The 24,485-nt window shown below is 59.0% G+C and carries 18 protein-coding genes; 9 read left to right on the top strand and 9 right to left on the bottom strand.

The annotated features are described in order from the left end of the window. The first annotated feature begins 33 nt into the window (after positions 1 to 33). Genes AC6ROY_RS04150 through AC6ROY_RS04140 form a run of 3 tightly spaced genes read left to right on the top strand, consistent with a single transcriptional unit; the run spans position 34 to position 3,200 of the window. Positions 34 to 1,392: an extracellular solute-binding protein gene (locus AC6ROY_RS04150; protein WP_500098747.1), complete on the top strand. Its 1,359-nt coding sequence runs from the start codon at positions 34 to 36 to the stop codon at positions 1,390 to 1,392. A gap of 27 nt (positions 1,393 to 1,419) precedes the next feature. Continuing rightward, a complete protein-coding gene (locus AC6ROY_RS04145) occupies positions 1,420 to 2,301 on the top strand; it encodes a carbohydrate ABC transporter permease (RefSeq protein ID WP_500098745.1) in 882 nt (293 codons plus the stop codon). 50 nt (positions 2,302 to 2,351) lie between these two features. Continuing rightward, positions 2,352 to 3,200, top strand: coding sequence for a carbohydrate ABC transporter permease (locus tag AC6ROY_RS04140; RefSeq protein WP_500098912.1), 849 nt, complete (start codon positions 2,352 to 2,354; stop codon positions 3,198 to 3,200). A 5-nt stretch (positions 3,201 to 3,205) separates the two neighbouring features. On the opposite strand, the gene AC6ROY_RS04135 is transcribed toward AC6ROY_RS04140, so the two are convergent. The 9 genes from AC6ROY_RS04135 to AC6ROY_RS04095 all read right to left on the bottom strand — a co-directional run bounded on the left by AC6ROY_RS04135 (position 3,206) and on the right by AC6ROY_RS04095 (position 16,340). Further along, a complete protein-coding gene (locus AC6ROY_RS04135) occupies positions 3,206 to 4,129 on the bottom strand; it encodes an MBL fold metallo-hydrolase (protein WP_500098743.1) in 924 nt (307 codons plus the stop codon). Between the two features lie 35 nt (positions 4,130 to 4,164). Beyond that, positions 4,165 to 4,854, bottom strand: coding sequence for a hypothetical protein (locus AC6ROY_RS04130; protein WP_500098742.1), 690 nt, complete (start codon positions 4,852 to 4,854; stop codon positions 4,165 to 4,167). Between the two features lie 72 nt (positions 4,855 to 4,926). Then, positions 4,927 to 5,322, bottom strand: a complete 396-nt coding sequence (locus AC6ROY_RS04125; RefSeq protein ID WP_500098740.1) for an alpha-helical endospore appendage domain-containing protein — start codon at positions 5,320 to 5,322, stop codon at positions 4,927 to 4,929. Positions 5,323 to 5,365: 43 nt separating this feature from the next. Continuing rightward, on the bottom strand, positions 5,366 to 5,686 hold the full coding sequence (locus tag AC6ROY_RS04120; RefSeq protein ID WP_500098738.1) for an alpha-helical endospore appendage domain-containing protein: 321 nt from the start codon (positions 5,684 to 5,686) through the stop codon (positions 5,366 to 5,368). 169 nt (positions 5,687 to 5,855) lie between these two features. Beyond that, the gene (locus tag AC6ROY_RS04115; protein ID WP_500098737.1) at positions 5,856 to 6,155 is read right to left on the bottom strand and encodes an alpha-helical endospore appendage domain-containing protein; all 300 of its coding nucleotides are present in this window, start codon (positions 6,153 to 6,155) and stop codon (positions 5,856 to 5,858) included. A 158-nt stretch (positions 6,156 to 6,313) separates the two neighbouring features. After that, a complete protein-coding gene (locus AC6ROY_RS04110) occupies positions 6,314 to 7,468 on the bottom strand; it encodes a glycosyltransferase (RefSeq protein ID WP_500098735.1) in 1,155 nt (384 codons plus the stop codon). A 427-nt stretch (positions 7,469 to 7,895) separates the two neighbouring features. Further along, on the bottom strand, positions 7,896 to 12,686 hold the full coding sequence (locus AC6ROY_RS04105; RefSeq protein WP_500098734.1) for an alpha-helical endospore appendage domain-containing protein: 4,791 nt from the start codon (positions 12,684 to 12,686) through the stop codon (positions 7,896 to 7,898). 647 nt (positions 12,687 to 13,333) lie between these two features. Beyond that, positions 13,334 to 14,827: a glycosyltransferase gene (locus tag AC6ROY_RS04100; protein ID WP_500098733.1), complete on the bottom strand. Its 1,494-nt coding sequence runs from the start codon at positions 14,825 to 14,827 to the stop codon at positions 13,334 to 13,336. 28 nt (positions 14,828 to 14,855) lie between these two features. After that, positions 14,856 to 16,340, bottom strand: a complete 1,485-nt coding sequence (locus tag AC6ROY_RS04095) for a glycosyltransferase (RefSeq protein ID WP_500098732.1) — start codon at positions 16,338 to 16,340, stop codon at positions 14,856 to 14,858. Between the two features lie 175 nt (positions 16,341 to 16,515). On the opposite strand from AC6ROY_RS04095, the gene rfbH reads away from it, so the two are divergent. The 6 genes from rfbH to AC6ROY_RS04065 are packed head-to-tail and all read left to right on the top strand — an operon-like array spanning position 16,516 to position 24,102. Next, on the top strand, positions 16,516 to 17,844 hold the full coding sequence (gene rfbH, locus AC6ROY_RS04090; protein WP_500098731.1) for a lipopolysaccharide biosynthesis protein RfbH: 1,329 nt from the start codon (positions 16,516 to 16,518) through the stop codon (positions 17,842 to 17,844). Continuing rightward, the gene (rfbF, locus tag AC6ROY_RS04085) at positions 17,841 to 18,620 is read left to right on the top strand and encodes a glucose-1-phosphate cytidylyltransferase (protein WP_500098730.1); all 780 of its coding nucleotides are present in this window, start codon (positions 17,841 to 17,843) and stop codon (positions 18,618 to 18,620) included. The genes rfbH and rfbF overlap by 4 nt, the downstream gene beginning before the upstream one ends. A 3-nt stretch (positions 18,621 to 18,623) precedes the next feature. Further along, entirely contained in the window at positions 18,624 to 19,886 is a 1,263-nt protein-coding gene (gene rfbG, locus AC6ROY_RS04080) for a CDP-glucose 4,6-dehydratase (RefSeq protein WP_500098728.1), read from the top strand. Continuing rightward, a complete protein-coding gene (locus AC6ROY_RS04075) occupies positions 19,883 to 21,751 on the top strand; it encodes a thiamine pyrophosphate-binding protein (protein WP_500098726.1) in 1,869 nt (622 codons plus the stop codon). Before rfbG ends, AC6ROY_RS04075 begins: the two co-directional genes overlap by 4 nt. Beyond that, positions 21,748 to 23,004, top strand: coding sequence for a glycosyltransferase family 2 protein (locus AC6ROY_RS04070; protein WP_500098725.1), 1,257 nt, complete (start codon positions 21,748 to 21,750; stop codon positions 23,002 to 23,004). Before AC6ROY_RS04075 ends, AC6ROY_RS04070 begins: the two co-directional genes overlap by 4 nt. Then, positions 23,005 to 24,102: a glycosyltransferase family 2 protein gene (locus AC6ROY_RS04065; RefSeq protein ID WP_500098723.1), complete on the top strand. Its 1,098-nt coding sequence runs from the start codon at positions 23,005 to 23,007 to the stop codon at positions 24,100 to 24,102. The last annotated feature ends 383 nt before the right edge of the window (positions 24,103 to 24,485 follow it).

Below are 24,485 nucleotides of genomic sequence, written 5' to 3'. Positions count from 1 at the left end.
GCAGCCTTCGGACCAGAATGGAGGGGTTTGTTAATGATCAAGCATAAAGCGCTTACAAGCATATTGCTCGCTTCGGCATTCACGATGACGCTCGCAGGCTGCGGGGGAGCCGGAGCAGAGAGCACGGAAACCGGAGCAAAGTCGGAGCAAGCTGCTCCTGCGCCGGCCGCCTCCCCGGCTGACGCGGGTGCGCCGGCCAAGAAGGTGACGATCAAGTTCAGTCATCTGTGGCCGCAGGGGATGGGTCAAAACAAAATCGTCAACGGCATCATTCAGTCGTACCAGAAGGAACATCCGAATGTGACGATTGAAACGGAAATTTTGGACACGGCGCAATACGGTACGAAGCTGAAGGTACAGTCCGCCTCGAACAGTCTCCCGGATATTGGCATGACGTCGGCCGCCGGTTATATGGAGCCGTTTGTGAAGGGCCGCCTGTTTGCCACGCTGGACGATTTGCTGGACGACGGGTTAAAAAGCAAGTTTGTGCCGGGTACCACCGAAGCGTATGCGTTCGACGGCAAAACCTACGCGCTGCCAGTTGAGCTCAACATTGCGCCGATTTACTACAACAAAGCGATTTTCGACAAGTATCAGCTGCAGGTACCGAAAACGTTCGAGGAATTCAAAGCCGTTTTGAAAACGCTTAATGACAACGGCGTTGCTCCGATTGCGCTTGGCAACAAGGACGCCTGGACCGGGTCCCTGTGGTACATGTATTTGGCGGACCGGATCGGCGGAGCCGACTTGCTGGATAAGTCGATTGCAGGCAATGCGTTCCAGGACCCGAGTCTGGTCGAGGCCGGGCGCAAGCTGCAGGAGCTGGTGAAGCAAAGCGGCTTCATCAAGGGGTTCAACGGCTTGTCCAATGATGAAGCGAAGGCGCAGTTTTTGGGCGAAAAAGCGGCCATGTATTTGATGGGAACGTGGGAGGTGCCGACCTTCTCAACGAGCCCGGATACGCCGCAGGCGTTCAAGGACAAGGTTGGCTTCTTCAAGTTTCCGACGGTCGAAGGCGGCAAAGGCACGATGGACAGCTGGATAGGCGGGCCGGGCATGGGCTTGTTTGTCGCCGAAAACTCCAAGGTGAAGGAGGAGGCGAAGAAATTCGTCAAATATTTCGTCAGCAAATGGAGCGAGCAGTCGGTATCGGAAGCCGGAGTCATCCCGGCGACGAAGGTGGATACGGCGAATGTGAAGCTGCCGGCGCTGTATGCCGACCTGTTAACCGAGCTGAACAAAGCGAGCAAAATTACGCTGTATATCAACGTCCAGATGAAGCCGGGCGCTTCCCAGGTGCACGACAAGCTGATCCAGGCGCTGTACGGCAATGTCGCCAAGCCGGAAGAATTCGCCAAGCAGCTTGAGGACGCGTTGAAGCTCGGCAAATAAGACGCGGACAGGGAGGAGACCCAGGTTATGGATGCGGTCATGTCCAACAAACGGATGATTGTATTATTTGTAGGGCCGTCCTTACTGCTGATGCTTGGCATGATTTATATGCCGATTGTCTTCACCGGATATTATGGCCTGATGAACTGGGATGGCGTGGGCGAAATGACCTTCGCCGGGCTTGCGCACTACCGGGCGCTGCTCCAGGACCCGATGTTCTGGGACAGCGTGGTCCACTCATTTTTATTCGCGCTGCTGTCCACCGTTAGCCTGGCGCTTTACCTGGTGATCGCGCTGCTGCTGTCCAGCCGGATCAAGGGGGCGGACTTGTTCCGCAAGCTGTATCTCATTCCGATGCTGCTGTCCTCGGTGGCGATTGCGCAGCTGTGGCTGAAGGTGTACCATCCGTCGAACGGTATGTTGAACAGCTTGCTGAGCGCCTTGGGCGTTCAGCAGACGCCGGATTGGCTGGCTGATCCGCAGCTTGTGCTGGGGGCGATTTTTCTGCCGATTCTGTGGCAATATGCGGGGTTCAACATTTTGATCTACTACGCGGCGGTGAAAAATATTCCTCCATCCCTGGTGGAAGCCGCCCGGATCGACGGGGCGCGCGGCTGGCAAATTGCGCTGCTGATCAAGCTGCCGCTGATGGCGGAAATCATCAAGGTAACCGTCGTGCTGTCGGTCGTCGGTTCGCTCAAATATTTCGATCTGATCTATGTGATGACGGGCGGGGGGCCAAACGGAGCAAGTGAGGTGATGGCGTCCTATATGTACCAGAAGGCGTTCAAGAGCTTCGACTTCGGCTATGGCAGCGCCATCGGTTTTCTGCTGCTGCTGATCTGCCTGCTGACAACATGGGGCATTCGCAGGCTGACGGCGTCGAAGGAGCGTATCGAATATTCGTAAGCTGGGGGGAGAGTCGCTTGAATTCATCATCGAAGGCCGTACCGGCGCAGCTGAGCGGGGGATCCCGCTCCCCCGCAGGGCGGACCGGCTATGGGTTGCTGTATGTGATCCTGATCGCCGTGGCGATTATCCAGGTGCTGCCGTTGATCTGGCTGCTGCTGTTTTCGCTCAAGTCCAATCAGGATGTGTTTAACTTGTCGCCGCTAGCGCTGCCGACGCAGCCCAAGTGGGACAATTATGTCAAGGTATGGACGCAGAGTAATCTGGGACTTTATTTTTTCAACAGCGTTTGGCTGACGGCCGTTTCGATCGTTTCGACAATTTTGCTGGCCAGCTGCGTGACCTTTGCCGTGACCCGAATGAAGTGGAAGTGGAGCTCGCTGACGCTTGGTCTGTTTATGGTCGCGCTGATGATTCCCGTGCATGCGACGCTTATTCCACTGTTCAGTTTGTTTCAGAGCATCCGTCTGCTGGATAATCCGCTCGGTATTATTTTGCTGTACACCTCGTTTAATTTGCCGGTGACGATGATGATCCTGCTCGGATTTTATTACGCGCTGCCGCGTGAGATCGAAGAGGCGGCCGTGATGGACGGCTGCTCCGTCGGCCGGATGTTTGGCTCCATGATTTTGCCGATGACCTTGCCGGTAATGATGACGGCGGCGATTATCAACATGATTTATAATTGGAATGACTTTATTTTCGTCAATACGTTTCTGAATTCCGACAAGCTCAAGACGTTAACGGTCGGCGTGCAAAATTTCGTCGGCCAATATACGTCAGACTGGGGCGCAATCGGCGCGACTCTGATGATCAGCATTGTGCCGGTGCTGCTTGTGTACGTCATCCTCAGCAACCGGATCGTTGACGGGATTGCGGCCGGGGCGGTCAAGGGCTGAGCGGGCTACAGCCGATCAGCGGAGCGTGAATACACGAGCATCCCGTTGCGGATGCTCCGGGAAATCTTCCCCTCCCGCAGCAGCAGCCTGACGTAAGACTGGACGATGACCTGCGCGAGGTCGTATTGCTTGTCGGTATTGTCAAACTCGTAGGCGGTCATCAGCCGCTGGATCAGCCCTTCCATCGTTTGACCATGCGGTCCGATGGAGGCCAGCACATACGCGTACCCTTCATCAAGCCGCTTCATATTTTCCTCGATAAGCCGGGAGATGCTGCGGTAGATCCCCCCGTGATACAGCACGAATTGCCGCGCGTCGATCGTATTCAGCTTCTCCAGCGTAAGCCGCGCTTCGCCCGGATCGGTGAACAGCAGCAGCTTCTGGCGGGACAACGTGGGATCTCCGAAAACGGCGTCCGCGCAATACAAAATCTGATCCGGCGTCCGGATGCCGATCATACCGGGAGCGTGACCGGGCATCGTATGGATGGTGAAAGGAATGCCATCAATGTCGAAGCTGCCGTCCTGGTAAGGAATCGTCTGGGTAATGGCGAGGTTGTCGGCCGTCTTGGCCGGTTCACTGACGGGGCCGGACATGGCATAAACCGGATGGGGAGGCATCAGAAGGGAAGGATGCTGAATGAAGAGCGCGGCTGCTGCGGAGGCATAGCCCTTCAAGCCGGGGTAATGCTTGCGGAAGTAGGCGCTTCCGCCCGTGTTGACCTCGTGAGCATGCGTGTAAATAATCGCGGCAACCTCGTAGCCGTGCTTCATGATCTCGCGGTTCAGCCGTCCTGCGGTTCGTTCGCCCGGTCCGCTATCCAGCAAATAAGCCCGTTTCGTCTCCTCGTGCAAGTAAGCGCCGACTCCATATTTTCCCGACCAGGCGTAGCTGCGGCCCGCAACATGCAGAAGCGTATCAATCGACATGTGATGTTCTCCTTCTCGCTTGTTCTCGCCGCAGGTTAGAAAAACCCTTGGTACTTCTTGGAGCCGAGCTGGATTTGAAACGTGTCTCCCCGCTTTTGCGGCTTGAAGGTAGCGGCGGTTTTGGGATCGTTTTTCGCCCTGATCGTCAACGGGCTTGCGGCGGGAGGGGCATGGGAGCTCGGCATGGGAGCAACGGGCGCGGCAGGCTCCGATGCAATCCTGGCGACGGCAGGTGCAGGTATGGCTTCCGCAGTCTCCGTTGAGCGTGCTTCGGCCCTTACGGAGGCTAGGGCATTCGTCTCGGCTTCCCTAAGCGTCTTGTATAGCGGCAGCCATGATTCGTAGTCCCGTAATCGCTCTAAAGCCCGAATGTGAGTCTCACGGGACGGAAAGCTTGAGCTGTCCGCAGTCGTCAGGGCGGCGTTCCGGGCAGCGGAGGGAGCGCTGGAACTACGTCCACCGGGAGCTTCCGGCGCAGAGCCCGGCAATTCCTCATCATCGGCCAGTGAGCCCAGAGCAGCCAGCGCGGGCAGACGCAAAAAAATAAGCTCGTGCAGCTCATTCAGCAGCTCGGTTTGTCTTAGTCTATGGTAAGCGAGCAGCGCGGATTCTTGTCGAAGCCCCGGTTCCAGCGTAAAGTCCGAGGAGGCCTGGATCAAATGAAGAACAGCGCCGGTGAGCGTGCGCAGGCTGTGCTGACTATTCGTCATTTCTCCAGAAGACATACCCGGTCACCTCGATCATAGGTCCAGTTTACAGGCCTGCACAATCCGTTTCGCCGGAGCGGCGTCTGGCGGTTAAAAGTCAAACGTGTCCCGTTCATCGTACGGTTCTCGGGTCGCTTCATCGCTGCTTGAGCTCGAAGACGCCGCTGCTTTACCGGGCGCAGAGGAGCTGGGGGATTGAGCCATCAGCTGGAAATGCATCACGGCGTCCATTTTTTTCATCAGCATCCATTCGGCCATGAGAATCGAGTCGAGAATTTTGGTAACCGACTGGTTGAATTGAATGAACTCAAGATTGGAGGGGTTCGTAGGAAGCTCCCGATCCTTGCCTACGAATGCAAGTGTTTTATCCGCCTCTGCCTTCATCAGGCTGGCCAGCGCTTCTTCCTCGACCGCAATGGACTTGACCAGCTGAATCAGCGCTTCATCCAGAGACCTGGGATGGTTCAGTAGACTGTGATCCTGCATCTGGTTACCTCCGTGGCATGGCCTCGTGAATCATGCTGTCCGGCTACTCCTCATAGCATTCTTCATACTCCCCGTGGTGCGACAGTTCTTCCAGCCGGATAACATCCTCCATTTTAAACTGCAGCATCATCTGGTTTTTGACGACATTACGCAGCATCATCTCGACGCTTCGATTAATTCGCAGTACATCATTCAGCTCGATACAGTGATCCTTGACGAAACGCTGGATTTTTTCCCCTTCGGCATTAATAATATGCGATAGCCCGATTTCCTCCAAAGCGATTGAGGTCAGCAGCAGATTGATGGCTTCGTGACGTTTGAGTGTAATTTCAGGTTTAATATCGGGTACATTCGGCATGGACATTGGCGTTCACCTCTTTCCTTGACGGTTGTGATCCATGTGAGGGTGTTCATGCGTTCCGGACAGGGACCGCTCTTCTTTCATTTATATGTAGACAAGAGCCGGAATATGTATCGGGCAGGGAGGGGCGGCTAACCGGCAGATCAGCCGCCCGAAGGCTCATTTGTACCCGTTACTGGAGATTCAGGATGTTCTCCAGCTTGAACTGCAGTAAAATTTCCGTCTTGATGACATCCTGCATCGTGGATTTGACACTGGCGTTGATCGCCAGCACGTTCGAAATCGTCGGCGCAACCGGTGGAGTTACCCCACCCAGCGTACCCAGCACAAATTGAATTTTCTCCGCTTCTGCATTGAGAATGTGAGCGAGTGCCAATTCCTCCAAAGCTATGGAAGCCAGCAGCAGCGTTATCGTCTGGCCGGTTGTAATGGAAATGACGGGCGTAATATTCGGAATGGATGCTTGAGACATGTGATCACCTCCTTATATTGGTCCATGATACGCTCCCGACAGGACCTCGCGTGCGGGCTCCCGTGCAGATGCAGATCATTCATGAGAGAATATGAGTCTTTCCCCCGATTATGATCAAGATTTTGCAGGGCCTGACCCGCCTTCCGCTTGCTGCCCGGTCAAGGCGTTCCGGTCGTCTCCGTTTGTGTCTCCGCCTGCTGCCTGGATAACGCATCAGCCGCAAATTGGTAATTCGGGTGCAGTCGCAGCGCTTCGGCGTAAGCTTCGGCAGCCAGCTCCCGTCGTCCGAGCTTATCCAGACATAAGCCTTTGTAATACCAGGCATGGAAGCTGCCTGAGCCTTTCAAGGTAAGATGCTGGATATTGGCTTCTCCCAGCTCCAGGCATTGCTCCCATACGTCCAGCGCGGCTTCAGACTGCTCCAGCAGGTACAAGGCGATCCCTTTGAAAAAATACAAATCAACGTAATCGGGGTACATCGCAATCGCTTTGTCGATCGCTTCCGGAATCCCCTCAACACTGCCTGCCGCAAGCAGACTGGAATATTTCAGCTTGTAAACCAAGGAGGGAGGAAGCTGGTTGCGCAGCAAAAAACGCCGGATGGACAGATTCACCCACTCATAAGCGTCCGCGAAGCGGCCTAACCGGTAATATTCGCTAGCCAAATGGTATTCTGTCCATGGGTTGGGAGCTTCCTGCTGCAATTCGTTGACAAGCATCGTCAGGTTGCGTTCGCTTTTATTTTTCTGCTCCGTGCGGGCTTGCAGGTAGCCGTAATGGTAGATGGTCAAACCTTCCATTTGTTTGATTCCGGTAAGCGCCTGCTCCTCCCGGAACAGCTCCTCTACATTCAATGTCTCGTGAATCGAATAAAGGAACTTCAAGCCGATCCCGTTGCGGAACAGCCGGGTATGGGCAATATGGAACGCTTCGTTCGGGTCCGGAGCATCGCCGATAAAATTGATCAGATGGACGTTCAGCACAGGCTCGGTTTCTGCAGCTAGCCGTTCCCGCAAATCCGCAACGGAGGACGCTGACAGCTCAAGCACTTCATCCGCATCCAGCCACATGATCCAGTCCCCGGCAGCTTGCTCCAGCCCATAATTCCGCGCTTCGGCAAAATGTTCATTCCATGCAAAGGGAAGCACCTTGGCGCCAGCAGCTTCGCATAGCGGAATCGTGCGGTCTGTGGAGCCTGTGTCCACGACGATCATTTCATCGGCGAGTTCACTCACGCTGGCCAGGCAGCGTTCGATATGCTCCTCCTCGTTTTTTACAATCATACATACGGAAAGCAGAGGCACTGCAATCATCTCCTTTGGTTAGGCGTTGCGCTGGAGGCTTCATGATCATTATATGAAAGCGGCTGGCATTATGAGCCTACCCACAAAAAGCTTGTACTACGCTAGATCCTTTCGCTACATCCACACCTACGACTGGCTGCATAACAACCTCCCTAATCGAATTGCCGGCACTCCCACGATGGTTCCAAACCCATAGCTTCGCTTGTGATGCGAGGTCTTTGCCTCTACCAGCTCAAACATGGTCATTGGGGGTAGTGGGAGAACAGCTTTTGTGACGGGGTCACATGCCCCTAAAGCCCCTACGTTCACCCGGCTACCGCCATCGTATAACGGCCATAAAGAAAGGCCAACCAGAACATTCTGGTTGACCTAATAATACGAAATACCCTCTCTGAGACGCAGCTCAGAGAGGGTGATTCTGCAAGGCGGGGTCGGATTAGCTGATCGAGATGCCCCCGCTGGCGTAGCCTTCGAGGGAGTTCACCAAGCTTAATCCCGTAGCGGTAGCCCAGAAAACCAGGATCAACCGATCCTGCGGCGATACAGTAATGTTGAGGCCTGTTGTGATTCCGTTACTGATTGCGCCGATCCCTACGACTCCGCTGAATGACGGAGCCAGAGTCACCAAAGCGCCGGGAATCGCGGTAAAGGAGTTGTTGGGCGTCGTGGATCGGAACAACTCGGCTGTAACCGTAACGGAGCTGCCGATAAGTGAAATTCCCAGCGTTGTGCTGAAATAACCCGCAATGCTTGTAATGGTGCCGGCACGAGGAACGGAGAAGGCGAAGTTGACCAGCGTACCAGACGATCCCGTCAAGTTCAGGATGCCGCCCGCCAAGCTGAGGCCGATAGCCGAGCTGCCGAAGCCCACCAGACTTGTCGTACCGACCAGACCACCGGCAATGGTTGTTACGGTGACCGGTAAGCCGGATGCAAATGGAATGATGGCGCTGGAGCCTGCGACACCGGTAGAGCCCGTAGCGCCGGTGGCCCCGGTGGCCCCGGTGGCCCCGGTAGAGCCCGTAGCACCGGTGGCCCCCGTAGCTCCGGTTGCACCAGTGGCTCCGGTAGCGCCAGTTTCGCCAGTGGCCCCCGTAGCGCCAGTAGCGCCGGTGGCCCCAGTAGCGCCAGTGGCTCCGGTTTCACCGGTAGCACCTGTAGCCCCAGTAGCGCCGGTAGCGCCAGTAGCGCCGGTGGCCCCAGTAGCGCCAGTTTCGCCAGTAGCGCCAGTAGCGCCCGTAGAGCCGGTAGCGCCAGTGTCACCCGTAGCGCCGGTAGCGCCAGTGTCACCCGTAGCGCCAGTAGCGCCGGTGGCCCCAGTAGCGCCGGTGGCCCCGGTAGCGCCGGTGGCCCCAGTAGCGCCCGTAGCACCCGTAGCGCCGGTAGCGCCGGTAGAGCCGGTGGCACCAGTTTCACCCGTAGCGCCAGTTACGCAGGACAGACCTGTAGCCCCGGTTTCACCCGTAGCACCCGTAGCGCCGGTAGCGCCGGTAGAGCCGGTGGCACCAGTTTCACCCGTAGCGCCAGTTACGCCCGTGGCACCTGTAGCCCCGGTTTCACCCGTAGAGCCAGTAGTACCTGTAGCGCCGGTAGCGCCGGTAGCGCCAGTAGAGCCAGTGGCTCCGGTTTCACCCGTAGCACCTGTAGAGCCCGTAGCCCCGGTTTCACCCGTAGCACCCGTAGCGCCGGTAGAGCCGGTGGCACCAGTTTCACCGGTAGCGCCCGTGGCACCCGTAGCCCCGGTTTCACCCGTAGAGCCCGTAGCACCCGTAGAGCCGGTAGCGCCAGTAGAGCCCGTAGCACCCGTAGAGCCGGTGGCACCAGTTTCACCCGTAGCGCCAGTTACGCCCGTGGCACCTGTAGCCCCGGTTTCACCCGTAGAGCCCGTAGCACCCGTAGAGCCGGTAGCGCCAGTAGAGCCCGTAGCACCCGTAGAGCCGGTGGCACCAGTTTCACCCGTAGCGCCAGTTACGCCCGTGGCACCTGTAGCCCCGGTTTCACCCGTAGCACCTGTAGCACCAGTAGCACCTGTAGCGCCAGTAGAGCCAGTGGCTCCGGTTTCACCCGTAGCACCTGTAGCACCTGTAGCGCCAGTAGAGCCCGTAGCCCCGGTTTCACCCGTAGCACCCGTAGCGCCAGTAGCGCCAGTTACGCCCGTGGCACCTGTAGCCCCGGTTTCACCCGTAGCACCAGTAGCACCTGTAGCGCCAGTAGAGCCAGTGGCTCCGGTTTCACCCGTAGCACCTGTAGCACCTGTAGCGCCAGTAGAGCCCGTAGCCCCGGTTTCACCCGTAGCACCCGTAGCGCCAGTAGCGCCAGTTACGCCCGTGGCACCTGTAGCCCCGGTTTCACCCGTAGCACCAGTAGCACCTGTAGCGCCAGTAGAGCCAGTGGCTCCGGTTTCACCCGTAGCACCTGTAGCACCTGTAGCGCCGGTAGCGCCCGTAGCCCCGGTTTCACCCGTAGCACCCGTAGCACCTGTAGCGCCAGTAGAGCCCGTAGCGCCGGTCTCACCGGTAGAGCCAGTAGCACCTGTATCGCCCGTAGAGCCAGTGGCTCCGGTTTCACCCGTAGCCCCCGTAGCACCTGTAGCGCCAGTAGAGCCCGTGGCTCCGGTTTCACCCGTAGCACCCATAGCACCTGTAGCGCCAGTAGCGCCCGTAGCCCCGGTTTCACCCGTAGAGCCAGTAGCACCTGTAGCGCCAGTAGAGCCAGTGGCTCCGGTTTCACCCGTAGCACCTGTAGCACCTGTAGCACCAGTAGAGCCCGTAGCCCCGGTTTCACCCGTAGCACCCGTAGCACCCGTAGCGCCAGTAGCGCCGGTAGCGCCAGTAGCGCCGGTAGCGCCAGTAGCCCCGGTTTCACCCGTAGCACCTGTAGCACCCGTAGAGCCAGTAGCACCCGTAGCGCCGGTAGCGCCAGTAGAGCCCGTAGCGCCAGTAGCACCTGTAGAGCCGGTGGCACCCGTAGCCCCGGTTTCACCCGTAGCACCTGTAGCACCTGTAGCGCCAGTAGAGCCCGTAGCCCCTGTAGCGCCAGTAGCACCCGTAGAGCCTGTAGCGCCAGTAGAGCCAGTAGCACCTGTAGAGCCAGTAGCACCCGTAGAGCCAGTAGCGCCCGTAGAGCCAGTAGCACCAGTAGAGCCAGTAGCACCCGTAGAGCCGGTAGAGCCGGTAGAGCCAGTAGAGCCAGTAGAGCCAGTAGAGCCAGTAGCACCTGTAGCGCCAGTTACGCCCGTGGCACCCGTAGCACCTGTAGCGCCTGTTTCGCCAGTAGAGCCAGTAGTACCCGTAGTACCCGTAGCACCAGTAGAGCCAGTAGAGCCAGTGGCACCGGTTTCACCCGTAGCCCCCGTAGCACCTGTAGAGCCAGTAGAGCCAGTAGAGCCGGTAGAGCCGGTAGAGCCAGTGGCACCGGTTTCACCCGTAGCCCCCGTAGCACCTGTAGCGCCCGTGTCCCCAGTAGCCCCGGTTTCACCCGTAGAGCCAGTAGCACCTGTAGCGCCGGTAGCGCCAGTGTCACCCGTAGAGCCGGTAGCCCCGGTTTCACCCGTAGAGCCAGTAGCACCCGTAGCGCCGGTAGAGCCAGTAGAGCCAGTAGCACCTGTAGCGCCAGTAGCACCCGTAGAGCCTGTAGCGCCAGTAGAGCCAGTAGCACCAGTAGCGCCCGTAGCGCCAGTGTCCCCCGTAGCGCCGGTAGCGCCAGTTTCGCCCGTAGCGCCAGTGTCCCCCGTAGCACCAGTGGTACCCGTAGCGCCGGTAGCGCCAGTGTCACCCGTAGAGCCGGTAGCGCCAGTGGCCCCCGTAGCACCAGTGGTACCCGTAGCGCCGATAGCGCCAGTGTCACCCGTAGAGCCGGTAGCGCCAGTGGCCCCCGTAGCACCCGTAAAACCGGTAGCCCCTGTACTCCCCGTTGGTCCGGTTGGTGTAGACAAGGTTTCAATTCTTACGTTGGCCGAGCCTTGGGTGACTTCAATTGATAACGTATTGGAAAGGAACGTTAAATTTTCGTTCCAAGCAACCGTTGCGCTTCCAGTTGTTCCGAATACCGTGAACAAAGCCTCTCCCGGATCAAAAGAACCCGTCGGTCCGGTTAGTCCGGTAGCTCCAGTGGCACCCGAAGAGCCCGTGGCGCCGGTAGCGCCCGAAGAGCCCGTGGCGCCGGTAGCGCCCGAAGAGCCCGTGGCGCCGGTAGCGCCCGAAGAGCCCGTGGCGCCGGTAGCGCCCGAAGAGCCCGTGGCGCCGGTAGCGCCCGAAGAGCCCGTGGCGCCGGTAGCGCCCGAAGAGCCCGTGGCGCCGGTAGCGCCCGAAGAGCCCGTGGCGCCGGTAGCGCCCGAAGAGCCCGTGGCGCCGGTAGCGCCCGAAGAGCCCGTGGCGCCGGTAGCGCCCGAAGAGCCCGTGGCGCCGGTAGCGCCCGAAGAGCCCGTGGCGCCGGTAGCGCCCGAAGAGCCCGTGGCGCCGGTAGCGCCCGAAGAGCCCGTGGCGCCGGTAGCGCCCGAAGAGCCCGTGGCGCCGGTAGCGCCCGAAGAGCCCGTGGCGCCGGTAGCGCCCGAAGAGCCCGTGGCGCCGGTAGCGCCCGAAGAGCCCGTGGCGCCGGTAGCGCCCGAAGAGCCCGTGGCGCCGGTAGCGCCCGAAGAGCCCGTGGCGCCGGTAGCGCCCGAAGAGCCCGTGGCGCCGGTAGCGCCCGAAGAGCCCGTGGCGCCGGTAGCGCCCGAAGAGCCCGTGGCGCCGGTAGCGCCCGAAGAGCCCGTGGCGCCGGTGGCGCCCGAAGAGCCCGTGGCGCCGGTAGCGCCCGAAGAGCCCGTAGCGCCGGTAGCGCCCGAAGAGCCCGTAGCGCCGGTAGCGCCCGTGACTCCTACGCCAGTAGGGCCAGTTGGCCCCGCTACTCCGCTACCCGAGCCTGTGGCGCCGGTCGGTCCGGTTGGTCCTACTAACGAAGGCGCCGCCAAAATGCTTTCCAGCTTGCTGGTCAGCAGCATCTCTTTCTTAATCAGCTCCTGCATCGTGCTTTTGACGCTCGCGTCAACAGCGAGCAGGTCGCTGATGGTAGCCGGTACGGTAAGGCCTGGCAATGTACCGACCGCATACTGAATTTTTTCGGCTTCCGCATTAATGACATGTCCTAGTCCTAACTCTTCGATGGCGATCGAAGCCAGCAGCAGATTTAAGGCATCGTCTCTGGTGATCGTAATACTAGGTGTAATGTTAGGAACATTGGCTTGCGACAAAGGAAATCACCCCTTTTGGTCAGACTTGAATTGCGTAATATCTTATGTTTCGAATGAAACGTAAGTTCACCCAAATTTTTAAGAAAATGAGAGTGAACGCACTGTTGCTAGACGTGATAGGTAGAGGCCTGCCTTGGATTTACGCAAGCTTGGGAGCCGTCATGACCGATGTGAGGCAAAGGGGGCCTATACGAAAACGCTAACGCTGCATAGGATGAATGAATCTGGAACGAGGAGGGGAATGGGATGTGTCCGAAAATTAAGGTCATCGTGGTTACCGAGCAGTTTCGCAGCTGCACCTGTAGAACGCGTCATAGCCACAAGCCCAAATGCGGGGGCGCGCGCAAAACCAGTGCGTCCAAAAGATGCAAGCCGCAGCATTCGAATTGCCGATGCCGCCGATGCCGTTCTTATACGTACTAGTAGATAGATCCCCATGTACCGTCACTATGAAAGGCGTGTTAGCCAGTGATCTTGAGCTTTACTGAAAGTAACGGTACTTCTGGAGCAGTCTACTAGAAAGACCCGCGAATCTAACGCTGCCGCCATACAGAGCGCGGCCTTCGGGTTGCGGCATTGCCGGCATTTACAGAAATAGCTGCACCCGGCCTGGCTCGGCTCTGTCGGCTCGTCAACGACTGCCGGTCTTACGTAGAAGCGTCGCGAGCAGCCCGCAGGGCGCGAAGCTCGCCGGCCACCTGCTCATAATATGGCTCATCGCAGTAATGCTCCTGAAAAATATCTTCGAAGCGAGAAATATCGGTCTTGTAACGATTCGCGACGATCCCCCGATACCAGGGCAAAATATAAGTAAAGAGTGACCGGTGCTTCTCGGCCCGCACGTGCTCCTCTGTCAGCCCCTTGCCGACAAAATGCCGCAAGATGGCCTGATAGCTCCGAAACACCACTTCACCGTAATTATAGCCGCCCGGCTCGTTGGCCGCGAAATAAAACATGCTCCAGTTCAGGATGCAGAACCGCGGGTTGCTCATTAAGATTTTGTATTGCAGATACATCTGGTTAAAGGAGGAGTCCAGAAACAAATCCGGCTCCTCGACCTGCTCCAGATCCTCGCGCCGCAGCGTCATACCCGAAATAAAGGTGGACATCATCGTAGTCGCCGCCAGAAAAGCCGGAGCGCCTTCCCCGGTATACACGCGTCTGTCGTTGTTGTGAACATGCAGATGAATAATGCCGCAATCCTGATGCCGCTGCACAACATCTACAAAATGCATCAGCGTACCCTCGACCCAATAGTCGTCATCGCCCTGCAGCTTGACGAACGTTCCTTTGGCCAGCCGCATGACATGGTAAATGTTGCGGTCGGCGCCGATGTTGGAGCTGTTGCGATAGCAGGTCAGGCAAGCATACCGCTCGGCATACCGCTGGAGCACGGCGGGCGTATCGTCGGTAGAGGCATTATCTGCGACGATGACTTCAACAGGCGCATGCTCGGGAATTTGGGACAAGATGGCTTGCAGACAGCGGTCCAGATTAGCGGCCCGGTTGTAGGTCGGAATGCAGATCGACAGCAGCGGGGGAGTGCGGCGGGGAGAAGCGGAATCTTCAGTGGGGGCGGCTGTTTCGTCGACCGCTACCCATTTGTTCAACGTGTGATCGTAAGCTTGTAAAAGCCGGGCAGGCGCGCCGCCGACGATGCTCCACTCCGGGACATGCTCTCCGACGACGCTGCCCGGCTGTACGATGCTGCCTCGACCGATGCGCACACTGCCCGAAATGACAGAGCCGGCGCCGATAAATACGCCATCCCCGATGACGACCTCTCCGTCGGTCATCGCCAGTCCTTGGGCCGCTGGCGGTATGCCGAGCCGACGGTATTCATGGTCGGTGTCCGACAGGAGCACGCGCGGGCCAAGCCGGACGTTTCGCCCCAGCTCGACACGATTCAAAGCGGAGATGATCAGGCCGTCTTCACTGTGGGAGCCATCGCCGACGATAATTTTGGGACTCGGTCCCTTCGTCGGGTCGATGATGTTCAGCCAATACCGGCCATGCAGCGCTACACCGGCCCCGATGGCAATATGCTTCGGCTGTGGAGCATGCCCGGAGGCATCGAGAAAGGACCGCTCCCCGAAGTGGTGGAAGGCAGCGGCCAGCTGTTGATCAATGGATGCGGACATTCAAATTCTCCTTTCTGAACTGCACGACTTACGGCTGCGGCTGCCGGATGGAGGAAAGCAGGGCCAGCCCTTCTTCAAAATAAGGCTCCTCATGGTATTGCTCGGCAAAAATGTCCTCCAGGCGGCTTGTGTCCGCCTTGCTTCCGGTCTCCATGATGTGCTTGAACCAGGGGATGGCGTAGCCGTAAAACGTTCGTTTTTTTTCATGGTTTATTTCTTCCGGGGTTAATCCTCTTCCGACAAAGTGCTGCAAAATGGACGGATAGCTGCGGAAGATGACTTCGCCGAAGTTATAGTCGTCCGAGGAAAGGCCGGCATACGTAAACATGCTGCTGTTCAGGATGCAAAACCGCGGATTTTTTTCCAGAATGGCATATTGGAGATATAGCTGGTTAAAGGAGGAGTCCAAAAACAAGTCAGGCCGCTCCAGCTGCTCCAGCTCTGCGCGTCGCAGGATGATGGAGGAGATGAAGGTTGCGTAGATGGACGTTGCTTCGAGATAGGCGCTCATTCCGGAGCCTGTTCGGATCGAGCCGTCGCCATTGCGAACGTAAATTTGGATAACGCCGCAGTCGCCATAGCGATGCAGCACGTGCAGCAGCGGGTACAGCGTGCCGTCCACGAAAAAATCGTCGTCGCCCTGCAGCTTGATAAATTTGCCCCGAGCCAGGTTTATAACCTGAAAGATGTTCGGGTCCGCCCCTAGATTCGCGTCATTGCGGACGCTTCTCAGGTTTGGGTAGCGGGCTGCGTACCGCTGTATAATGTCCGGCGTCCCGTCTGTCGAGGCGTTGTCCGATACAATGACCTCGATCAGCCCGTTATCCCCGATTTGCGAAAAAATTGTGTGCAGACAGTGCTCCAGACAGGAGGCCCGGTTGTACGTAGGGATGCAAATGGACAGCAGCGGATGGCGGCGGCGCTCCGCCAGCAGCTCGGCCGTACGGGCCGGACTGTCCGTCTGCACCCAGGCGCCGGAGGCAGCGTCGTAAACCTCTATGACTTCGGCCGGACTGCCTGCGGCCGTACAATAATCGGGGATATCGCGGGTAACGACGCTGTGCGGCCGCACCACGCTTCCCGTGCCGATCCGCACCGGCCCCTGGATGACGGCATGGGCGCCAAGCCAGGCGCCTTCTCCGATATGAACCTGCGCAGCCTCGTTTGTCTCGGAAGGAGATGGCAGCGACAGGCCTGTAGCCGGATGCGTCCCGACGCGCTGTTGGTCGCTGATGCGCACATAGGGACCGATCAAGGTATGCCGTTCGATCGTCACCAGTCGATGAGCTGTAATCGTCAGCCCCGGATTGATCTGGCAGCCGTCTCCGAGCCGAAGTGTCGGAGTGCCGTCACTTTGCTTCTCTGCCCGCAGCTCATAGGGGGCGCGGATAAATACGCCGTCGCCGATGGCCATCTGCTCGGGCGAATGAAGCTCTCCGCCTGCTTGCACATAGGTATGGCTTCCGAACCGGTAAAACCGTGCGGCGAGCTCCGATGTGATGTAGGTTGTCAACAGACGTACCTCCTCCCGTAAATGCCAGCCTCCTGTTCATTTCGACACGATTAGTATATAAGGTACCGACACAATTATGTTCAGCAGCGCTGCCTATTCGAAAAAATAGGTTAAACAATTTTTTACAACCGCATATACCTGTAATTATGAAGTGACGGTAGGGGGATTCATGCGGATGAGCGTTAGTCTTGCACAACAACTGAGAAAGCAAATTCTGGAGCTGACGGCCGCCTATTACGACCAGCAATGGCCGGACAAAACGTTTCAGCCGGGCATGGACTATATTCCTGTCAGCGGCAAAGTGTTTGATCAGGAGGAGGTTGTGCGGCTGGTCGACGCCTCGCTGGATTTTACGCTGACGGCTGATCGTTATGCGCGCCAGTTCGAGCGTGAATTCGCCAGATTTATGGAGGTCCGGTTTGCGCTGCTGACCAATTCCGGCTCCAGCGCCAATTTGCTCGCGCTTGCTGCGCTTACGTCCCCGCAGCTGGGCGAACGCAGGCTGCTTCCCGGCGATGAGGTCATCACCGTGGCCGCCGGATTTCCGACAACGGTGAACCCGCTGCTGCAATACGGCCTCATTCCCGTATTTGTGGACATAGCTCTGCCGACGTACAACGTGGATACGGCACAGCTGGAAGCGGCTGTCGGTCCGAAAACGAAAGCCATCATCCTCGCGCATACGCTGGGCAATCCATTTGATCTGAAGGAGGTCAAGCGGATCGCTGACCAGCACGGGCTGTGGCTGATCGAAGATACGTGTGATGCTGTTGGCGCGTTATATGAAGGGCGCAAGGTCGGCTCCTTCGGTGATCTGGCAACCGTCAGCTTTTATCCGGCGCATCATCTGACGATGGGCGAGGGGGGAGCTGTGCTGACGTCTTCGCCCAAGCTGCGGAAAATTGTGGAGTCCTTTCGCGATTGGGGGAGGGACTGCTGGTGTGAGCCGGGCAAGGACAATTCCTGCGGAAAACGGTTTGACTGGCAGCACGGCGAGCTGCCGCTCGGTTATGATCACAAGTACACGTACAGCCATATCGGATACAATCTGAAGGTAACGGACATGCAGGCGGCGCTGGGTGTGGCGCAGCTACAGAAGCTGGATGGATTTATTGCGAGCCGCAAAAGCAATTTTGCCTATTTGCAGGCGGCGCTGCAGCCGCTGAAGGATCGGCTGCTGCTGCCTGAGGCGACGAAGGGGAGCGAGCCGAGCTGGTTCGGATTCCCGCTGACGCTGCGGGAGGGGGCTCCGCTTTCACGCAACGAGCTTGTGCGGGCGCTGGAGAAACGCCGGATCGGTACCCGGCTGCTGTTTGCAGGCAATTTGCTGCGTCAGCCGGCTTACCGGCATATAACCTGCCGCACCGAGGGCGAGCTGCCGAATACAGACCGGATTATGAACCGGACGTTCTGGATCGGGCTGTATCCGGGGCTGACGCCCGAGATGCTGCAGTATGTAGCCGATGTGCTGCACGAGCTGCTGGGAGGGGGCGGATCAACGTGAAGGTAGTCATTTTGGCTGGCGGCTACGGCACTCGAATCAGCGAGGAAACGCATCTGAAGCCGAAGCCGATGATTGAGATCGGCGACAAGCCTTTGCTATGGCATATCATGAATATTTATTCGAAGCATGGCTTCCGGGAGTTTGTGTTATGTCTTGGCTACAAAGGCAATGTCATTAAGGAATATTTCGCCCATTACCACCTGTACGGCTCTGATGTGACATTTGATTTCAGCGGCGACACCAATAAAGTGACGGTTCACAATCGGTATTTGGACCCTTGGAAGGTGACGCTGGTCGATACGGGACAGGATACGATGACCGGCGGCCGCTTGAAGCGTATCCGCAATTATTTGGGCGAGCAGCCCTTTATGCTGACGTACGGGGACGGGCTCTCCGATGTCGATATCGGGAAGCTGGTCGCGTTTCATACCGGACACGGGCGCTTGGCGACGGTCACGGCCACTCAGCCGATCGGCCGCTTCGGCGCGCTGCGGCTTTCGGAGGAACGCGAGGTGCTGGGCTTTCAGGAAAAACCGCAGGGCGACGGCGGCTGGGTGAACGGCGGATTTTTTGTTCTGCAGCCGGAAGTGCTTGACTTGATCGAAGGGGACCATGCGGTGTGGGAGAAGGAGCCGCTGGAATCGCTGGCACGGTCCGGTCAGCTGATGGCCTACCGGCATACGGGCTTCTGGCATCCGATGGACACGCTGCGCGACAAAATTTATCTGGAGGAACTGTGGAAAACGGGCAATGCCTCCTGGAAAAGGGACGGGTGACACGTGAAGCCAAGCCGTTCGTTCTGGTCGGGCCAAAAGGTGCTGGTGACCGGGCATACCGGGTTCAAGGGAAGCTGGCTCACCCTCTGGCTGCAGCAGCTGGAGGCTGATGTGACGGGCCTAGCGCTGCCGTCTGACGGTGAGCCTGACTTGTATACGCTGTGCGGGCTGGACCGCGGCATACGCTCGCTGACCGCAGATATCCGGGACCGGTCGGCTGTGCTGCAGGCTGTGCGGGAGACGCAGCCCCGGATCATTATTCATATGGCTGCGCAGCCGCTTGTCCGTTACGGGTACGCGCATCCGGTGGAAACGTTCGGGACTAACGTGCTGGGCACGGTCCATGTGCTGGATGCCGTGCGAATCGCTGCGGGGGAAGGCGCGCCGATTCAGGCGGTCGTCAACGTGACGACCGATAAATGCTATGAAAATCAGGAGTGGGAGTGGGGCTACCGCGAGACCGACCGGCTCGGCGGCTTCGATCCGTATTCAAACAGCAAGGCATGCGCGGAGCTGGTCACGGCGGCGTACCGCAGCAGCTATTTCAACAGCCCGGATGATGCGGCCCGCGGCGTGGCCGTGGCGACGGCGCGAGCGGGCAATGTGATCGGCGGCGGCGACGGCTCGGAGGACCGGATTATTCCGGCATGCATGCGTGCGCTGCTGAGCGGCGGCAGCGGCAAGCTGTCCATTCGCTTTCCGTGGGCAACCCGGCCCTGGCAGCATGTGCTGGAGCCGCTGCGCGGCTACTTGCTGCTGGCACAGCAGCTGGTGGAGCAGGGTGAATCCAGCGGGGAGGCGTGGAATTTCGGTCCGGCGGACGAGGCGGTTGCAACCGTCGGCTGGCTGGTCGCGAAGCTCGGCGAGCTGTGGGGCGACAACTCGTTTTATGAGCTGACCTCCAGCGACGGCGCGCACCTGCATGAGGCCGGACAGCTCAAGCTGGACAGCTCGAAAGCTGCGCAGCGGCTCGGCTGGCGGCCGGCCTGGCGTGTCGAGGAGGCGCTTGCCCGCACGGTGGACTGGTACCGGGCTTACGAGCGAGGGGAAGATATGCGCGCGGTATGCTTGCAGCAGCTGGGGGCTTACACGGCAGCTTGCTCGCTTATCGCCGGATCGCGCACAACGTCTGGCGTCGCTGAGGCAGCGTTCAGCATCACCACCGCAACGTCTGGCGTCGCCGCAGCGCGCGGCTCGGACGCGTCAGCTGAGCGAAGCAGCCAACGTACGGACGCTACGAAGGAGCCGGGGAGGTTAGACGGGTGAAGCTGGCTGATTATGTGATTGACTATATAAGCGGACTGGGCATCCGGCATTTGTTCGAAATGACCGGCGGCGCCATTGTGCATCTGCTGGACGCGACCTATGATCGCTCCGATATTCATTGCGTATCCATGCATCACGAGCAGGCCGCCGCCTTTGCCGCCGAAGGGTACAGCCGCATCAACGGCAAGCTGGGCGTCGCGCTCGGCACAAGCGGGCCGGGGGCGCTCAATTTGCTGACCGGCGTCGGCAGCTGCTACTTCGATTCGGTGCCTTGCCTGTTTATTACGGGCCAGGTCAATACGTATGAATACAAATTCAACCGTCCTGTCCGGCAGGTCGGCTTCCAGGAGACGGATATCGTCAGCATCGTGCAGCCGATTGTGAAGTGGGCGGAGCTGATTACCGATGCCCGGCGCATCCGCTATGCGCTGGAGAAGGCGGTATTTGTCGCCGGGCATGGACGGCCGGGACCGGTGCTGCTGGATATCCCGATGAATATTCAGCGGGCCGATATTAAGCCGGATACGCTCGACAGCTTCTTCGACAGCGAGGAATTTCGCGGCTACGCGAATTTCCGGCGGCCTTGTGCGGCTGAGGAAATCCGGCAGGTGATGGCTTATCTGGACGCTGCTGAACGGCCGCTCATCTTGGCCGGCGGCGGCGTCCGGGCGGCCGATGCGGCAGCCGAGCTGCGTGAGCTGGCCGAGCTGACGGGCATTCCCGTGGTCAGCTCGCTGCTTGGTCTGGATGCGCTGCCCGGCACACATCCGCTGGGCGTCGGGCTGATCGGCTCGTACGGGCATCGCTACAGCAATTTGGCCGTCGCCAACAGCGACTTCCTGCTTGTGCTTGGTTCGCGGCTTGATACCCGGCAGACGGGGACAAGGCCGGATACGTTCGCGCGCAAGGCGATCAAGGTGCAGGTGGACGTGGAGGACGTGCAGACGTACGGCCCGGTCAAGACCGACCTGACGATCCGGGCGGATGTCCGCTCCTTCCTGCAGCAGCTGAATCGAGCGCTTGCCGGGCGTGTCGCCGCTGCTTCGGCTGCCGCAAAGGCGTCCGCCACTGAACCCGCCGCCGGGGCCAACGCGGCCGTCAGCGCCGCTGGCCTGCCGGATTTCGCCGCATGGCGGGCTGTGATCGCGCGCAGCCGCAGCAACTACCCGAGCGGCGAGCCGCTTCCGGCTACGGGGGCTATCGAGCCGAATCGCTTCATGGAGCTGCTGTCCGCGCGCAGCGGCGACGGCGATCTGATCGTGCTGGACGTCGGCCAGCATCAGATGTGGGCCAGCCAATCGTTCCGGCTGCGGGAGGGTCAGCGGCTGCTGAATGCCGGCGGCATGGGGGCGATGGGCTTTGCGCTGCCCGCCGCGATTGGAGCCGCGCTGGCTGCGCCGGAACGGCAGGTGCTTGTCATTGCCGGGGATGGCGGCATCCAGGTGAATGTGCAGGAGCTGCATACAATCGCCCGGCTGGGGCTGCCCATTAAAATTTGGGTGATGAATAACCGTAATCTTGGCATGGTGCGGCAATTTCAGGACATGTACTTTGACGGTCGGCAGCAGTCCACGGTTGAAGGCTACGGCTGCCCTGATCTGGTGCAGGTCGCGGCCGCCTTCGGTCTTCCTGCGCTGCGGGTGACGACGATGGAGGAAGCGGAGCAAGCGCTTGATCCGGTCCTGAAGTCGCCGGGCTGCTTCCTGGTCGATGTCCGGCTGGAACTGCACACGACGGTTAGTCCGAAGCTGATGGTGCGGCGGCCCGTCGAAGATATGTCGCCGCTGCTGCCAAGGGAAGCGCTGGCCGCCGAACTGCTGGTGGAGCCGCTGCCGGAGGCGAACGACGAGGAGGGACGCTCATGACGACGAGTATCGTCATTTTGACGCATAACCAGCTGCCCTTGACGGCCAAATGCCTGCAGAGCATTCGCCAGCATACGGAGGACTACGAGCTGATCGTGGTGGACAATGGCTCGACGGACGGTACGGTGCCTTACCTGCGCACGCAGCCGGATGTGCTGCTGCTGGAGAACGGGGAAAATCTCGGCTTCGCCAAAGGCTGCAACCAAGGGGCCGCCCTGGCGCGGGGGGAGCAGCTTTTATTTCTGAATAACGATACGATTGTGACCCGGCACTGGCTGGATGCGCTGCTTCGGGTGCTGAATGAGGAGGAGCGCGTCGGTCTGGTGGGGCCGGTGACGAACTATTGCAGCGGGCACCAGTGTATCCCGGTTCCGTACACGCATTTGCACGAGCTGGACGACTTCGCCCGGGCGCATGTGCGCGACCATGAAGGCTGCTATACCGAGGTGCGCCGTCTGGTCGGCTTTTGCCTGCTGGCTCGTCGAAGCCTGCTTGACGAAATCGGCGGCTTCGACGAGCGGTTCGGTCTCGGCAATTACGAGGACGATGATTTGTGTCTGCGTGCGCTGCAGGCCGGCTATTCGCTGCGTGTGGTACACGATTCCTTTGTCCATCACATCGGTCATGCGACGATGCACAGCCTGCAGGATTTTAACCTGAACATGCTGCTGGAGCAAAATCGCGCCCGCGCTGCGGCCAAATGGGGCGAAGATATTCACCGGCTCATCTACAAGCCGAAGGCGACGGTCAGCCTGTGTGTCATTACGCGCAATGCGGAGCCGACTCTGCGGGCCGCGCTGGATTCGGCAGCAACGTATGCTGATCAGCTGGTCGTTGTGGATTGCGGCTCGACGGATGCAACTCGGACGATCGCGGCCTGGTATACGCCGCATGTGTTCCGGTATCCGGAGGATGCGGAGCGCGCCGAAGGCGGGGAGGCCGGGCCGGGAACGGGAGCGGAATTAGCAACGGAAACGGGCTCGGGATCGGGCTCGGGGGATGAGGGGCCGTACCGGTTTGCCTTTGACCGGGCCGTCTGCGATTATGTGGGGTGGCTGCGGCAGGATGAACGCTGGGATGACGAGCGGATCAAGGCGTTAGCGGCGCTGACCTTCCGGCAGGAAGACCGGCACATGGACGTGGACGGGTCGTCCGAGTCACCCGTTGTCGGTTCAATTGGATCGGGCGGGTTCTACAGAAGGACAGACGGCTTCCGGCCGCCGGATCAGGAGCCTGGGGGAGGACATGTGTAAATGATTACGATCAGCTTGTGTATGATTGTCCGGAACGAGGAGGACGGTCTGGCGCGATGTCTGGATACGGTGGCGGGTATCGCTGATGAAATCGTCATCGTCGATACCGGCTCGACGGACCGGACGAAGGAAATCGCCGCGCGATATACGGACAGGATTTTTGATTTTGAGTGGATCGACGATTTTTCGGCGGCGCGCAACTTCGCCTTCAGCAAGGCGACCAAGCGGTATGTGCTGTGGCTGGATGCGGACGATCTGATTCAGGAAAAGGACCGGCAGCTGTTTCTCAAGCTGAAAAAAACGCTGACGCTTGACGTTGACAGTGTGACGATGCCGTATTACCTCGCCTTCGACGGCGCGGGCCAGGTGACCTCCAGCCTGCGCCGCAACCGGCTTGTCCGCCGGGACCGCAACTTTCAATGGATCGGCCCTGTGCACGAATATCTTGCCGTAGGCGGGCATATCCAGCACAGTGAGGCAGGCATTACGCATAGCAAAAACAAGGTGTACACGGATCGGAATTTGCAAATTTATACCCGGCGCGAGCAGGCGGGCGAGCAGTTTTCCCCGCGTGACCAGTTTTACTTCGCCAACGAGCTGCGGGAGCACGCCCAGCATGAGAAGGCGATCCGGTATTATGAGCAGTTTTTGCAGGGCAAGCAAGGATGGATTGAGGACAACATTCAGGCTTGCATGCGGCTGGCGGAATGTCATGGAAGTCTGGGCAACAAGGATAAGCAGCTTGAGTCGTGGTGCCGGACGCTCGGCTACGATGCGCCGCGACCGGAATTTTGCTGTGCGCTGGGCGGACGGTTTCTGGAGGACAGCCGCTATGAGCAGGCGATCTACTGGTTCAAGGCGGCCGTTGCAGCCGGTCATAACGAGTCGAGCATGGCGCTGGTGAACCGGGTGCATACGACGTGGCTGCCTCATCTGCAGCTTTGCCTCTGCTATGATCGGCTCGGCCAATTCGAGCTGGCGAACGAGCATAACGAGATTGCGCTCGCCTACCATCCTGAGCATCCGAGCATGCTGTACAATCAGACGTATTTCCGGCAATTGTTCAAGGACCGGGGGATCAGCGTGAACGCGGAGTAGGCGGCATGCAAGTGGAACGCCGCGCAGCCCCTGCTGAAGCTTGACGACAGGACAGCTATCCCCGAATACGCAGTCTGTGCATGGAGCCGGAGATGCTCAAGCTATCGCATTCAGAATGACTGCAAGCACAGGCGAACGAGCTGTTCAAAGGGAATAATCGAGAAGGCGAAGCCGGCGAGACGTACGCTCAGCCGGTTTTGCTCTGTCAGCAAGCGCCTTGAACGGATGCCCCGTCACCTTGACGCGTTGCATGAAGAGCTGGGTCTGGCTGCGGAGCCTGCTCAAATTTTGTTGACCGCGACTTAAACAGATCTTAAACACGCCGCTTTATAATCAGCGTAGCAGCGAGTGGCGCATGAATGCGATTCCTCATCGCTTCGCTT

Source organism: Paenibacillus sp. sg306046 (assembly GCF_059821225.1).
Note: the sequence above shows the minus strand (reverse complement) of the source record. Positions and strands in the feature narration are given on the sequence as shown.

What these genes read in the sequence shown, in the direction of transcription:
- AC6ROY_RS04110 (WP_500098735.1), bottom strand. Translation starts at nt 7,468, where the DNA reads ATGATTGCAGTGCCTCTGCTTTCCGTATGTATGATTGTAAAAAACGAG.
- AC6ROY_RS04125 (WP_500098740.1), bottom strand. Translation starts at nt 5,322, where the DNA reads ATGCAGGATCACAGTCTACTGAACCATCCCAGGTCTCTGGATGAAGCG.
- AC6ROY_RS04065 (WP_500098723.1), top strand. Translation starts at nt 23,005, where the DNA reads ATGATTACGATCAGCTTGTGTATGATTGTCCGGAACGAGGAGGACGGT.
- AC6ROY_RS04145 (WP_500098745.1), top strand. Translation starts at nt 1,420, where the DNA reads ATGGATGCGGTCATGTCCAACAAACGGATGATTGTATTATTTGTAGGG.
- AC6ROY_RS04150 (WP_500098747.1), top strand. Translation starts at nt 34, where the DNA reads ATGATCAAGCATAAAGCGCTTACAAGCATATTGCTCGCTTCGGCATTC.
- AC6ROY_RS04115 (WP_500098737.1), bottom strand. Translation starts at nt 6,155, where the DNA reads ATGTCTCAAGCATCCATTCCGAATATTACGCCCGTCATTTCCATTACA.
- AC6ROY_RS04135 (WP_500098743.1), bottom strand. Translation starts at nt 4,129, where the DNA reads ATGTCGATTGATACGCTTCTGCATGTTGCGGGCCGCAGCTACGCCTGG.
- AC6ROY_RS04120 (WP_500098738.1), bottom strand. Translation starts at nt 5,686, where the DNA reads ATGTCCATGCCGAATGTACCCGATATTAAACCTGAAATTACACTCAAA.
- AC6ROY_RS04070 (WP_500098725.1), top strand. Translation starts at nt 21,748, where the DNA reads ATGACGACGAGTATCGTCATTTTGACGCATAACCAGCTGCCCTTGACG.
- rfbH (WP_500098731.1), top strand. Translation starts at nt 16,516, where the DNA reads ATGAGCGTTAGTCTTGCACAACAACTGAGAAAGCAAATTCTGGAGCTG.
- AC6ROY_RS04130 (WP_500098742.1), bottom strand. Translation starts at nt 4,854, where the DNA reads ATGTCTTCTGGAGAAATGACGAATAGTCAGCACAGCCTGCGCACGCTC.
- AC6ROY_RS04100 (WP_500098733.1), bottom strand. Translation starts at nt 14,827, where the DNA reads ATGTCCGCATCCATTGATCAACAGCTGGCCGCTGCCTTCCACCACTTC.